The organism is Amycolatopsis sp. NPDC051371, from assembly GCF_040682155.1.
GTDB lineage: Bacteria > Actinomycetota > Actinomycetes > Mycobacteriales > Pseudonocardiaceae > Amycolatopsis.
The window spans coordinates 149,127-162,978 of sequence record NZ_JBFBAG010000024.1 but is presented as its reverse complement, the minus strand read 5'-3'; the positions used below and the strand labels follow the sequence as shown (position 1 = coordinate 162,978).

Annotated in this window: 9 protein-coding genes; 2 read left to right on the top strand and 7 right to left on the bottom strand. The window is 70.9% G+C overall.

The window, feature by feature from the left end; all coding sequences use genetic code 11:
* Nucleotides 1-68: 68 nt before the first annotated feature.
* Genes gcl through AB0M59_RS28045 form a run of 3 tightly spaced genes read right to left on the bottom strand, consistent with a single transcriptional unit; the run spans nucleotide 69 to nucleotide 3,464 of the window.
* On the bottom strand, nucleotides 69-1,766 hold the full coding sequence (gcl, locus tag AB0M59_RS28055; RefSeq protein ID WP_364620610.1) for a glyoxylate carboligase: 1,698 nt from the start codon (nucleotides 1,764-1,766) through the stop codon (nucleotides 69-71).
* A gap of 1 nt (nucleotide 1,767) precedes the next feature.
* A complete protein-coding gene (locus AB0M59_RS28050) occupies nucleotides 1,768-2,655 on the bottom strand; it encodes a 2-hydroxy-3-oxopropionate reductase (RefSeq protein ID WP_364620607.1) in 888 nt (295 codons plus the stop codon).
* Nucleotides 2,652-3,464, bottom strand: a complete 813-nt coding sequence (locus AB0M59_RS28045) for a TIM barrel protein (protein WP_364620605.1) — start codon at nucleotides 3,462-3,464, stop codon at nucleotides 2,652-2,654. Before AB0M59_RS28045 ends, AB0M59_RS28050 begins: the two co-directional genes overlap by 4 nt.
* Before the next feature lie 203 nt (nucleotides 3,465-3,667).
* On the opposite strand from AB0M59_RS28045, the gene AB0M59_RS28040 reads away from it, so the two are divergent.
* Entirely contained in the window at nucleotides 3,668-7,948 is a 4,281-nt protein-coding gene (locus tag AB0M59_RS28040) for a polymorphic toxin-type HINT domain-containing protein (RefSeq protein WP_364620602.1), read from the top strand.
* A gap of 3 nt (nucleotides 7,949-7,951) precedes the next feature.
* Nucleotides 7,952-8,242, top strand: a complete 291-nt coding sequence (locus tag AB0M59_RS28035) for a barstar family protein (protein WP_364620599.1) — start codon at nucleotides 7,952-7,954, stop codon at nucleotides 8,240-8,242.
* A 36-nt stretch (nucleotides 8,243-8,278) separates the two neighbouring features.
* On the opposite strand, the gene AB0M59_RS28030 is transcribed toward AB0M59_RS28035, so the two are convergent.
* From AB0M59_RS28030 to AB0M59_RS28015, 4 genes are read right to left on the bottom strand one after another with little or no spacing between them, the layout of a single operon-like run.
* Nucleotides 8,279-9,136, bottom strand: coding sequence for a 2Fe-2S iron-sulfur cluster-binding protein (locus tag AB0M59_RS28030; protein WP_364620597.1), 858 nt, complete (start codon nucleotides 9,134-9,136; stop codon nucleotides 8,279-8,281).
* A 34-nt stretch (nucleotides 9,137-9,170) separates the two neighbouring features.
* Complete coding sequence (locus AB0M59_RS28025) at nucleotides 9,171-10,913, bottom strand: NAD(P)H-dependent oxidoreductase subunit E (protein WP_364620594.1); 1,743 nt, start codon at nucleotides 10,911-10,913, stop codon at nucleotides 9,171-9,173.
* 1 nt (nucleotide 10,914) lies between these two features.
* Nucleotides 10,915-12,837, bottom strand: a complete 1,923-nt coding sequence (locus AB0M59_RS28020) for a molybdopterin-dependent oxidoreductase (protein ID WP_364620592.1) — start codon at nucleotides 12,835-12,837, stop codon at nucleotides 10,915-10,917.
* Between the two features lie 13 nt (nucleotides 12,838-12,850).
* Nucleotides 12,851-13,846, bottom strand: a complete 996-nt coding sequence (locus AB0M59_RS28015) for a 2-dehydropantoate 2-reductase (RefSeq protein ID WP_364620589.1) — start codon at nucleotides 13,844-13,846, stop codon at nucleotides 12,851-12,853.
* Nucleotides 13,847-13,852: the final 6 nt, after the last annotated feature.

Genomic DNA, 13,852 nt, shown 5'->3' with positions numbered 1-13,852 from the left:
AGTTCGTGAACAGCCTGAAGCTGTAGCCGGCGTCTTCGATCTCGTCGAAGTGCCGTGTTAGAACACTGTTACGCACTCACGACCGGTTCGAACTCGCGGACCGCGTCGAGGGCGGCACCCATAGCGGCGTTGCCCTCGCGTTCGATCATGATCTCCACCAGGACCGGCCGGCTGGTGCGTTCGGCCTCCTTGCGGGCCCACTCCAGCGACGTCCGGATCTCGGCCGGCTCGTGCACCCGGGTGCCCGAACAGCCGTAGGCCTCCATGATCTTCACGTTGTCCGTGCCGTTCGAGTCGTAGTGGATGTCGACCTCGAAGTTCATGTCGTACCCGGTCTCGGCCTGGCGGATCAGGCCGAGGTACTCGTTGTTGAGCATGATCAGGACGAACCCGACGTCGTACTGGGCCGCGACCGCCAGCTCCTCGACGAGGAACTGGAACGAGTAGTCGCCGACCACGCCGACGACTTCGGCTTCCGGACGTGCTTTCTTCACCCCGATCGCGGCGGGGATCTCCCAGCCGAGCGGGCCCGCCTGGCCACAGACCTGGTAGTGACGCGGCTTGTGCGCCTTCTGGAACTGGCCCGACCAGATCTGGTAGAGCCCGATCGCGGTGACGAAGTACGTGTCCTCACCGAAGGTTTCGTTGATCTCCTTGAAGACCCGGGGCGCCTTGATCGGCAGGGTGTCGAAGTCGTCGCGGCGGGGAAGCGCTTCCTTCAGCTCCGCGATCCGGCCGACCCACTCGCGGCGCGGCGCCACCTCGCGTGCATCCAACGCCGCCAGTAACGCGTCGAGGAACTCGCGCGTGTCCGAGACGATCCCGAGGTCGGGACCGAACACCTTGCCCAGCTGGGTGGGTTCGATGTCGACGTGGATGAACTTGCGGTCGCCCCGGTACACCGACAGCTCGCCGGTGTGCCGATCGCCGAACCGCGCGCCCAGCGCCAGCACCAGGTCAGACTCCAGGAAGGCGGCGTTCGCCCAGCGCTGCGACGTCTGGATGCCGGCCATCCCGGCGAACAGCTCGTGGTCCTCGGGGAAGCTGCCCTTGCCCATCAGCGTCACCTGGACCGGGACGTCGAGGCGTTCCGCGGCGGCGCGCAGCTGCTCGCCGGCCTCGCCGAGGATGACCCCGCCCCCGGCCAGGATGATCGGGCGTTCGGCGGCCAGCAGCAGGTCGAGAGCCCGCTCGACCCGCGCGGACGCGGGCTTCACGGCCGTGACCGGCAGCGGCGAGTCGATCGAGGAGTCCCATTCGATGTCCTGCTTCTGGACGTCGATCGGGAGGTCGATGAGGACCGGTCCGGGACGGCCCGAACGGGCGACCCGGAAGGCCTCGCGGAAGATCCACGGCAGCTGCGCGGCCTCCTTGACCTGCACCGCCCACTTCGTGACCGGCTTGGCGATCTCGACGATGTCGACGGCTTGGAAAGCTTCCTGGTGCAGCTTGGTCGTCGCTGCCTGGCCGGTGATGCAGATCATCGGGATCGAGTCCGCGTGCGCGGTGTAGAGCCCGGTGATCATGTTCGTCCCGGCCGGGCCGGACGTGCCGATCGCGACGCCGACGTTGCCGTTCGTCCGGGCCCAGCCGTCGGCCATGTGCGTCGCGCCCTCTTCGTGGCGGACGATCAGGTGCTCGATCGCCCGTCCTTGTAGGGCGTTATACAGCGGGAGGATGGCCGCGCCGGGGCAGCCGAAGACGGTGTCGACGCCTTCGCTCTCCAGGACGTCGACGACCGCTTGCATGGCGGGGATTCTGGGCATGTCACACCTCCGCCGGGACGCGGCCCGACAACTGTTCGACGACCTTCAGCAAGGCCGAGTGGTCCAGGGAGCCGTGGCCCATGGCGCGGCCGGCGGCGATGAGCTGGGCGACCAGCCCGGTGAGCGGGAGTGCGACGTCGGCCTGCCGGGCGGCGGCCAGCGCGATCCCCATGTCCTTGTGGTGCAGGTCGATCCGGAACCCGGGCGCGAACTGGCGCTCCACCATGGACTTGCGCTTGAGCTCGAGGATCCGGCTGCCCGCCAGGCCACCGGCGAGGACGTCGAGCCCCGTCAAAGCGTCCACTCCGGACGCTTCCAGGAGCACGATCGCCTCGGCGACCAGGCCGTAGATCCCGCCCACGACGAGCTGGTTCGCCGCCTTCACGACCTGGCCCGCGCCGTGCGGGCCGACGTGCACGACGGTCTTGCCGAGCGCGTCGAACACCGGCTTCGCCGCCTCGAAGTCTTCTTCGGATCCGCCGACCATGATCGACAGCGACGCCTGCTCGGCGCCGGCCTGACCGCCGGACACGGGCGCGTCGAGCACGCGGATCTTCTTGTCCCGCGCGGCTTCCGCGACCGCGATCGACGTCTCGGGCCGGATGGTGCTCATGTCGATCAGCAGCGTGCCGGGGTCGGCGGCCTCGAGGACTCCGCCCGCGGCCAGCACGACCTCCTCGACCTGCGGGTGGTTCGGCAGCATCGTGACCACGACGTCCGCCCCGGCCACGGCGTCCGCGACACCGGTTGCGGCCCGTCCGCCTGCGGCCTCGAGCTTCTCCCCCGCGGCGGGGGTGACGTCGTAGCCGCTGACCTCGTGCCCGGCCGCGACCAGGTGTGCGGCCATCGGGGCACCCATCACGCCCAGTCCGATGAATCCCAGTTTCATGCTCGTCCCCTTCGGGTTTTCGGCAGCCAGGCCAGCGACGTGAGCGTGTCGGGTTCCGGGACGTACTCGATCCCGACGAACCCGTCGTAACCCGCGTTCTGGAGCTTGGTGAGGTGGCCCTCGATGTCGAGGGACCCGGTGCCGGGCTGGTGGCGCCCGGGTGCGTCGGCGATCTGCACGTGCCCGATCCGGGAGATGTGCTGTGTCGCCAGTGCGTCCAGGTCGTCGCCGTTGACTGCCAGGTGGTACAGGTCGGCCAGCAGCCGCACGTTTTCGCGCCCGAGGTCGTCGAGCACGGCCACGGCGTCCGCGGCGGTCTTGAGCGGGTAGCGATCCGCACCGGAGAGCGGTTCGAGGACCAGCTGCGCGCCGATCTCCGCGGCGGCCTCCGCGGCCGTCGCGAGGTGGACCAGCGCCAGGTCGTCCTGCTTGGCCGGCTCTTCGCCGTCGAGCCGGTTGCCGTACAGCGCGTTGAAACTGCGGCAGCCGGTGCGTTCGGCGATGCCGAGCGCGACGACGAGGCTGTCGGCGAACTCTGCCTCGCGGCCGATCCACGACACCAGGCCCCGCTCCCCCGCGGCCATGTCACCGGCGAAGAAGTTCAGCCCGCGCAGCCGGACGCCGTCCAGGCTCCGCACGAAGGCGTCCACCTCCTCGCGCGCGGGGACCGCGGTGTCGAACGGCCACCAGTACTCGACGTCGGTGAACCCGGCCTCCCGCGCGGCGGCCGCGCGCTCGGGCAGCGGTACCTCCTTGAACAGGATCGACAGGTTGGCGGCGTACGGCAGGGAGTGCCCCTCTTCTGGCATCGCGACCTCAAATTTCACTATCCGGAATTTTTCTTTCGCATATCGAGAATAGCTGGCCGACCGGTCCGCGGTCAACGCCCTCGGTGGCGCCGTAGCCGCCAGGCCGACCGCCCGATACCGCCGAAAGGTCTGTACCTCTCGTGATCATCCCCACGGCCGCGAACCGGTAATACGGCCCGGAACCACGCGATATCCAGGCGGCGATGTCCGATTCCCGGACCGTGGCGAGTGGGGGGATTCCACTGAAGAGACAACGAAGACTGCTGCGTGGCGGCCTGATCCTGACGCTGGTGGCCGCACTGTCGATGCAGTCCGGGGTCGCATTGGCCGACCCCGATCCGGACGAGCCCACCGATGTGAGCCTGAGCCCGCGGGCGAAGGTGCTGATGATCTGGCGCAGCGCCGGGTCGCAGGTCAAGCTCGCCGCCGAACAGGCCTTGACCGGCACGGACGCCGACGTCGACGCCTTCCTCACGCAGAAGGTGAGCCGCCTGGCCGGGCTGGACGACCGGCTGGCGGTGAACCAGATCCTCGCCGCCGGCGGGCCGACCGTGCAGGCCGCCGCCCAGCGCGCGCTCGACGCGACCGACACCGGGTCGCTGCGGACGTTCCTCGACGGGGGCTGGATCTCCGCGTCGGACACCGACCTGCGGATCCGCGTCGACCAGATCATGGCCGCGGGCGGCCCGCAGGTCCGGCAGGCCGCGCAGAAGGCACTGGACGCCCAGACGCCGCAGGCGCTCAAGGACTTCCTCACCACCACGTCGGTGCGCGCTGAGGCGACCGACCTGCGGATGCGCGTCAACCAGATCATGGCCGCGGGCGGCCCCGAGGTGAGGACGGCCGCGCAGAACGCGCTCGACGCGGAGACCACCGAAGCGCTCCGGCTGTTCATCGCCCGCGAATGGGAGGTCGCCGAAGCCCGCGACCAGGAGACGTCGTCGGTCCAGCAGCTGGCCGACGCGGCCAAGATCGCCGGGCAGCAGGCCGCCGAAGAGACCCAGGCCGCCAAGGACTCCGCGGACACCGCGCTCAAGGAGGCCGACCTGGCGCGCCAGGCGAGCGAGCTCGCCGAGGCCGCCGCGGAAGCCGCCAAGGACAACGCCCAAGGTGCGGCGGACGCGGCCAACCGCGCCGCCGACGCCGCCAACCGCGCGGCGAGCGCCGCGGTGACGGCGATCGGCGCGGCCAACGCGGCGTCGTCGGCGGCGCGGGTCGCCGCGAGTGCCGCCACCCGGGCCGCCGCGGCCGCCGCCAAGGCGGGACGCGCGTCCAGCAGCGCGTGGGGCTTCGCCGCCGCGGCGCGTGTCGACCGCGGGAAGGCGGGCGACGCCGCGAAGGCCGCCATCGACGCGTCGACCGCGTCCAAGAGCGCGCAGGACGCCGTCACGGCCATCGACCTGGCCAAGACTTCGCTCGGCCACGCTCGGGACGCCATCAACGCGGCCGACTCGGCCGGCCAGAACGCCTCGAAGTCGGCGGACGCGGCCCAGCAGTCGGTGAACTGGGCCAAGGCCGCCGGTGTCGACGCGAGCAAGGCCGAAGCCGCCGCCGCGACGTCCCGGCGCCAGGCCAACCTCGCCAACCGCGCCGCCGCTTCGGCTCGCGCCTACGCCGACGAAGCCGCGGGCGCGGCCGACCAGGCCCGCTCGCTCGCGCAGCAGGCCGCGACCGACGCGGCGCTCGCCGCGGCGGCCGCGGACGACGCGGCCAAGCACGCGGTCGACTCCGCCCGGGCCGCCGAGCTCGCCACCCAGCACGCCAACTCGGCGAGCGCGGCGGCGAAGATCGCCGTCGATTCGGCGAACGCGGCGACCCGGATCTACACCGCCGCCCGCAAGGCCGACGCGGACCGCACGAGCCTGCAGGCCGACCAGGCCACCGAAGCGGCCCGTCAGGCCCTCGACGTCCAGGACCGGCTGGGCCTGACCCGCAAGTGGAACGCGGCGCAGGAAACCCAGCGCGACGCCGAGACCAACCGGCTGCTGGCCGAGGCGGCCGCCGCGGGGACCGACCCGGCACTCGCGGCCACCGACGGCCGCAAGGTCGCCCTGCGCCTGCTGACCACGGGCGGTCCGTGGACCCAGGCCGCCGCTCAGACCGCCCTCACCGGCGCCGATGCGGAAGCCCGTGAGTTCGCCAAGACCGGCGTCGTCCAAGCGGCCGCGCTGGACGACCGCGAGACCCTGCAGGAACAGATCGACAGCGCCGTCCCGGACAAGAAGGCCGCCGGCGAGCGGGCCTTGGCGGGCGGCGAGGCCGACGTCAAGCGGTTCCTGGCCTCCCCGGACTACCCGAGCGAGGGCAACGACCTGCGGCTGCAGGTCAACCAGGTCCAGGCCGCGGCCCGGACCTCGGGCGACGCGGTCGTCGCCGGCGACGCTCAGAAGGCCCTCGACGCGGGGACCGTGGCGGCGTACCGGCAGTTCCTCGACACCGGGCAGAACATCGCCCGGGAGAAGGACGACCGGATCGCGCTCGACCAGCTGATCGCCGCCCCGGCGACCGGGCCGGAAGCCCGGCTCCTCGCCCAGGCCGCGTTGGAGGGCTCGCCCGACATCATCCGGCAGTACCGGCAGAACGGGCAGTACGTCGCGGCCCGGCACGACCGGGAGTCGGCCGCGCACAACGCGGTCGTCGCCGGGATCGTCGCGCAGGCGACCTCGGTCGCGGCCAAGGCGTCGGAGAACGCGGCGACCGCGCAGTCCGTCGCGGCGACGGCCCGCAAGGCCGCGGCCGAAGCCGCCGACTACGCCAACCGCGCCAAGGGGTTCGCGACCGACGCGGGCACCTACGCGCAGCAGGCCAAGGACTCCGCGCAGCAGGCGCAGGACTCCGCCCGCGAAGCGGCCCACTCGGCCGACGTGGCGAAGCAGGCGGCGGCACGCGCGTCGCAGTCGGCGGTCCAGGCCACCCGATCCGCGACCGCGGCCCGGCACTCCGCCAACACGGCCAACGACTACGCGCAGAGCGCCATGGTCGCGGCGCACGAGGCGTACCAGGACGCCGTCGACGCCGGCAAGGACGCGCAGTCCGCCGTCGACGCCGCCAACAGCGCGCGGGACGCGGCGATCGCCAAGGCCAACCAGGAGATCGACGCCGCCAAGAAGAAGTTCTCCGACGACGTCAACAAGACCTGCGAGAGCGTGCCCGCCGGGCCGGACCACGACGACTGTGTCGCCCGGGCGCAGCGGATGGTCGCCGACCCGAAGGGCGAGTCCGAGCGCAACGTCGCGGTCTGCAACCAGCTCAAGCAGTACAGCGAGCAGGTCTTCAACGACTGCCTGAAGGGCGCCTACGACCCCAGCCTCACCTACAAGATCAATTCGGCGATCGCGGAGGCCAAGCAGAAGGCCGAGGACGAAGCCGACTCGGCACGCTGGTGGTCGATCGCGGGCACCATCGTGGCGGGCGCGGTGATCGTCGGCGCCGGCATCTTCTGCGCCGAGATTTGCACCGCTCCCCTGGTCGGCGCGCTCGTCGGCGCGGAGGCGGGGTTCCTCGCCGAAGCGGCCGGAGCGGGCATCGGGCTGACGATCGGCGCGGACTTCCTCGCCGGTGTCGCCGCGGACTCGTTCCTCGCGTCCCGGTTGGGCGCGCTGAGCGCCGAGGAGTTCCTGAGTTCGACGGCGATCCGCAACGGGCTCGCGAACCTGGAGCAGAAGGTCGCGAAGGAGCTGGCCGACTGCAACAGCTTCTTACCCGGCACCCAGGTCCTCATGGGCGACGGCTCGCGCCGGGCGATCGAGCACGTGGCCGTGGGCGAGACCGTCGTCGCGACCGACCCGGGCACCGGGACCACTCAGCCCGAGCCGGTGACCGACCTGATCTCCAGTGGCGGGATCAAGCACCTCGTCGACATCCGGGTACACGGGACGGTCCTGACCGCGACGGCGCACCACCCGTTCTGGGTCACCAACCGGCAGGCCTGGGTGAACGCCGACAACCTGGTCGACGGCGACCTGCTGCGGCAGCCGGACGGCGGCACGGTCACCGTGGACGGCACCTCGCAGCGCACCGAGCAGCAGCGGGTGCGCAACCTGACCGTCGACGAGCTGCACTCGTACTACGTCATCGTCGACGGCGTTCCGGTGCTGGTGCACAACTCCACGTGCATCGCGCTCGGCAGAGCCCTCGGTGTCGCCCAGCTGGCCAACCCGCTGATCGACAGCCTGCGGCTGACCGGGAAACTACCGCCGAACTACGTCACCAAGCAGGTCGCGAAGGACGCCGGCTGGGAACCGAACCGAGCGCTCGGCAACCACATCCCCGACGGCCAGATCGGTGGAGACATTTTCGAGAACCTCGACGGCCTGCTGCCGAACGCCACCGATCGGGTCTGGTACGAGGCGGATGTCGGCCTCATCAACACCATGCGGCGGTCGAAGCAGCCGGGCTACCGGCTCGTATGGTCCAACGACGGACTGGCCTATGTTACGTTCACCCACTACAAATCCTTCTACCAGCTGCCGAACTGGAAGTGAGCCGTGCGCGTCATCATCGACGGGAAGTCCGTCAAAACCCAGCAGGACGTGCACGACCAGCTCAAGGCCCAGCTCGATTTCGGGCCGTACTACGGGGACAACCTCAGCGCCCTGTGGGACCGGCTGTACCGCGATGTCGAACGCCCGGTGGAGCTGGTGTGGGAGGGCTCCGAGGCCAGCAAGGAAAATCTCGGCGCCGACCTCTACGGGAAGATCGCGAAGCTGCTGACGGATGTCATGGCGGATGACGCCGGAAATCCGCCGGAGCAGCAGTTCACCGTGCGGTTCGAGTGAAACGAGCCCCCGCCGACCGAGGTCGGCGGGGGCTCCTCACTTCTTCTCGACGTGCTGCCAGCCGAACCGGCCCTTGATGCACAGATTTCCATGCGTCACCGAGCTTTCGTGTGGCGAGGTCACCTTGACGATCTCGTTGTCCTGGACGTGCAGCGTCAGGTTGCAGCCGACCCCGCAGAACGTGCACACGGTCGTCGTCGCCGTCTGACGGGATTCGTCCCAGGAGCCGTCCGAACGCTTGTCGTACTCGCGCTTGAAGCTGAGCGCCCCGGTCGGGCAGACCTCGACGCAGTTGCCGCAGTACACGCACGCGCTGTCCGGCAACGGGTTCGAGAACTCCGTCGAGATCCGCGCGTCGAACCCGCGGCCGGCCACGCTGATGGCGAACGAGTTCTGCCACTGGTCGCCGCACGCGTCGACGCACTTGTAGCAGAGGATGCACTTCTCGTAGTCCCGGACGTACAGTTCGTTGTCCACGAGGGCCGGTTGCGCCACGGTCGCGGCGTCGGGGCCGAAGCGGTCCGGGTCGGCGCCGGTCTCCGCCATCCAGCGGTCGACGTCCGGGGTCGTCGAGAGGTCCGTCGCCGAACCGAGCAGCTCGAGGACGACTTTGCGGCTGGTCCGCGTCCGCTCGGAGTCGGTGTGCACCACCATCCCCGGCTCGGCCTTGCGCGAGCACGACGGCACCAGCGTCCGCGAGCCCTCGACCTCCACCATGCAGACGCGGCAGGCGTTCGCCGGTTCGAGCGTGTCGCCGTAGCAGAGGGTCGGGATCTCTTTCCCCGCCGCCGTGCACGCGTCGAGGATCGTCGAGCCTTCGGGCACACGGACGGTCGAACCGTCCACAGTGAACTCCACCAGCCGCCGCGGGATTCCGATGTCCACTGTGGTCATGGCTCCTCCACGGAGAAACGTGTGTCGTCGCTGGTCACTGCAGCGCTCCCAACCGGTCGATGGCGGATTCGATGGCGTTCCACGCGGTCTGGCCGAGCCCGCAGATCGACGAGTCCCGCATCACCTGCCCGACTTCACGCAGCAGCGGCCGCTCGTCCGACCCGGCCGACAGGACGCGCCGGATCGCCTCCTCCTGCCGCACGGTCCCGATCCGGCACGGGACGCACTGCCCGCACGACTCGTCGCGGAAGAACGACGCGATGCGCAGCAGGAACCCGCCGAGATCGGCCAGGTCGTCGAGCACCAGGACGACACCGGACCCCAGCGTCGTCTTCGCCGCCCGCGCGTCCTCGAACGTGAGCGGCAGGTCCAGCTCGTCCGGCCGGACGAACCCGCCCGCGGCACCACCCAGGAGGATCGCGCGCAGCGAACGGCCTTCGGGTACTCCCCCGGCCAGCTCGAGAAGCGAACGCAGCGTCGCGCCGAACGGCACCTCGTAGACGCCGGGCCGTTCGACGTTCCCGGACAGGCAGAACAGCTTCGGCCCGGCCGAGGCCTCGGTGCCGATCGCGCGGTACGCGGCCGCGCCCTCGGTGAGGATCAGCGGCACGTTGACCAGCGTCTCGACGTTGTTGACCACGGTCGGCTTGCCGAACAGCCCCTTCTCGACCGGGAACGGCGGTTTCGTGCGGGGTTCGCCGCGGAAGCCTTCGATCGAGTTGAAGATCGCGGTCTCCTCTCCGCAGATGTACGCGCCCGCGCCGCGCCGGATCTCGATGTCGAACGAGAACCCCTCGTGGCCCATGATGTCCACGCCGAGGAAGCCTCGTTCGCGGCAGACCGCCAGCGCGTTCCGCAGCAGCCGCAGCGCCCGCGGGTACTCGCCTCGGAGGTAGACGTACCCGTGCCGGGCGCCGATCGCGAACGCGGCGATCGTCATCGACTCCACCAGCGCGAACGGGTCGCCTTCGAGCAGCACCCGGTCCTTGAACGTGCCGGGCTCACTCTCGTCGGCGTTGCACACCAGGTAGTGCGGCCCGGCTGGCTGCGCGGCCGTCGCCGCCCATTTGCGCCCCGTCGGGAACGCGGCTCCACCGCGTCCGAGCAGGCCCGCGTCGGTGACCTCGCGGATCACCGCGGCCTCACCCATGCGCAGGGCGTTGCGCAGCGCCGCATAGCCACCGGCCGCCCGGTAGTCGTCCAAACTGGACGGATCGACCACGCCGACCCGGCGCAGCAGCCGCAGCCCGTCCTTCTGGTGGATCACCGGCGGCGAGCCTTCTCCCGCGGGCTCTCGCTGCGCGGCCAGCGCCGCCGACGCGCCGGTCGCCGGGGCGAGCAGCTCGGTGGTGGCCGGGTCGCCGGCCTGGAACGTCAGCGCCGCGGGGGCTCGTTCGCAGACGCCGAGGCACGGGCTGTGCAGCCACGTGACCCCGCCCCGCGCCTTCCCCGCGGCGCCGACGTGCTCGGTGAGGACGTCGCACACGGTGTCCGCGCCCTTGAGCCGGCAGGCCAGGTCGGTGCACACGTGCACCACCCGCTCCGGGCGTTCCTCCAGCGCGAACAGCGAGTAGAAGCTCGCCACGCCGTACGCGTCGGCGGGCGGCACGTGCAGCGCCTCGCAGATGAGGTTGAGCGCGCCCTGGCTGATCCAGCCGACCCGGTCGTTGACCGCGTGCAGGGCGGGCAGCAGCTGGTCGCGCCCGCCGCCGGCGAACCCGGCGACCGCCTCACGTTCCTCGCGGGTGGCGACGGCGTCGAGGAGTTTGAGATCCACCTCAGGCTCCCAGTTCCGACAGCTTGTCGACGCGGATCGCGGCGGCCTTGTACTCGGCGGTCCCGGCGATCGGGCACGTCGCCTCGATGGTGATGACGTTGACGTCGACCTCGTCCGGGAAGTGGAACGTCATGAACGCCAGCCCGGGCTTCAGTCCGGTGTCGAGCCGGACCGGGGCCACGATGGCGCCCCGGCGCGAGGAGATCTGCACCAGCTCGTCGGGCGCCACGCCGAGGGCGCGTGCGTCCTCCGGGCAGAGGTCGAGCGTCTCCCCCTGCCGCAGCGGCGAGGGGAACCCGCCGGATTGGACGCCGGTGTTGTACGAATCGAGCCGCCGCCCGGTGGTGAGCCGGATCGGGAACTCCTCGGTGAGCAGGTCGACCGGCGGGCTGTGCTCGATCACCGTGAACGGCGCCGGGCGGCCGCGTTCGGCCGGGTCGTCGGCCCACAGGCGGCCGTGCAGGAACGTCGGCTCGAGCGTGTCCTCGGTGTAGCACGGCCACTGGATGCCGCCGAGCTCTTCCAGGCGCGCGTAGGACATCCCGGCGTGCATCGGCGACAGCGAGCGCAGCTCGTCCCAGACCTCCTCGCCGCCGGTGTAGTGCCAGTCGTGGCCGAGCCGACGAGCCAGCTCCGCCAGCAGCTCGATGTCGTCGCGCGCGCCTTCCGGCGGTTCGAGGGCCTTGCGGACCCGCTGGACGCGACGTTCGGAGTTGGTGAACGTGCCGTCGCTCTCGCACCAGGCCGCCGACGCGGGCAGCACGACGTCGGCCAGCTGCGCGGTCTTGGTGAGGAAGATGTCCTGGACGACGAGGTGGTCGACGTTGGACAGCCGCTTGATCGTGTGCTCGCAGTCCGCTTCGGACTGGACCGGGTTCTCCCCGATGATGTACACGCAGGTGAGATCGCCGCGTTCCATCGCGTCGAGCATCTGCGTGAGGTTGAGGCCCTTGTGCGGCGGGATCGACGAGCCCCACGCGGCGTCGAACTTCGCGCGGACCTCGGCGTCGAGGATGTCCTGGAAGCCGGGCATCCGGTCCGGGATGGCGCCCATGTCGCCGCCGCCCTGGACGTTGTTCTGCCCGCGCAAGGGGTTCAGCCCGGCGCCGTAGCGGCCGACCTGCCCGGCCAGCAGCGAGAGGTTGATCAGCGCCAGGACGTTGTCGGTGCCGTTGTGGTGCTCGGTGATGCCGAGGGTCCACGACAGCTGCCCGCGGTCGGCGCGGGCGTAGGTGTGGGCGAGCTCGCGGATCAGCTCGGCCGGCACGCCGGTGGTCTTCTCCGCGACCTCCAGGGTCCACGGCTCGACCGACGCCGCGAACTCGGCGAACCCCTCGGTGGCGCGCTCGATGAACGTCGTGTTCGCGAGTCCGGAGTGGATGATCTCGCGCGCTATCGCGTGGGCCAGCGGGATGTCCGTGCCCACCTCGAGCTGCAGCTGCCGATGCGCCCAGCGCGCGGTGCTGGTCTGGCGCGGGTCGACGACGAAGAGCTTCGCTCCCTTGTGGACGGCCTTGAGCACGTGGTGGAAGAAGATCGGGTGCGCCTCGCGGGGGTTGCCGCCCCAGATGACAATGACGTCGGCGTCCTCGATCTCCTGGTAGGACGACGTCCCGCCGCCGCTGTCGAACACCCGGGCCAGCCCGGCGACGCTCGGCGCGTGGCAGGTGCGGTTGCACGAGTCGACGTTGTTCGTGCCGATCACCGCGCGGGTGAACTTCTGCGCGACGAAGTTCATCTCGTTGGTCGCGCGGGCGCACGAGAACATCCCGAACGCCTCGGGGCCCTTGCTCTCGATGGTCCGGCGGATCCCGGCGGCGGCCCGGTCCAGGGCCTCCTCCCAGGTCGCCGGCCGCAGCACGCCGGAGTCGCGCACCAGGGGCTGGGTGAGCCGGACGTACGGCTCGGTCTTCTTGCGCCTCACGGGCACCTCCGGTTCAGTGCGCCCCGACGGGGACGGGCGGGTTGCTGGTGTGGTCGAGCAGCGAGATGGCGGCGTGGACGTGCCGCAGTGCCGGCGCGGGCACGCCGGTGAGGCCGGCCAGCTCCACGACCGCGCCGATGATCGCGTCGATCTCCAGGGGCTTGCCCGCTTCGAGGTCCTGCAGCATCGACGTCTTGTGGTGGCCGACGCGCCAGGCGCCGTCGATGCGCTTTTCGACCGAGACGCCGGGGTCGCTGCCGGCCGCGCGGGCGATGGCGAGGGTCTCGGTCATCATCGTGGCCACGAGCGCGCGTGTGTCGTCGTGCTCGCACATCTGCGCCATGGTCGCCCGGGTCAGGGCCGAGAGGGGGTTGAAGGCGACGTTGCCCATCAGCTTGACCCAGATGTCGTTGCGCAGGTCGGGTTCGACGGGCGCCTTGAGTCCGCCGGCGATCATCGCCGCGCTGAGTACCTTGCACCGCGCGGAGATCTCGCCGTCCGGCTCGCCGAGGGAGAACCGGGTGCCTTCGAGGTGGCGGATCACGCCCGGTTCCTCGATGACCGTGGAGCAGTAGACGACGCAGCCGATCGCGCGTCTCAGCTCGAGCACGGCGGTCACCGACCCGCCCGGGTCGACGGTCTCGACGCGGTGCCCTTCGAGCGGGTGTCCGGTCAGGCCGTGGAAGTACCACCACGGGATGCCGTTCTGGGCGGCCACGAGCGCGGTGTCCGGGCCGAGCAGCGGGGCGAGCAGCGGTGCGCACGAGGCGTAGGAGTTGGCCTTCAGGCCGAGGAAGACGAAGTCGACCGGGCCGACATCGCGTGGGTCGTCCGTGACGTGCGGGTGCGCGGTGAAGTCGCCGCGCGGGCTGAGCACGCGGACGCCGTGCTCGCGCATCGCCGCGAGGTGGGCCCGCCTGGCGATCAGGTGCACCTCGGTCCCGCCGCGGTGCAGCGCGGCCCCGACGTAGGCGCCGATCGCCCCGGCTCCGAGAACTGCCACCTTCATGATGTG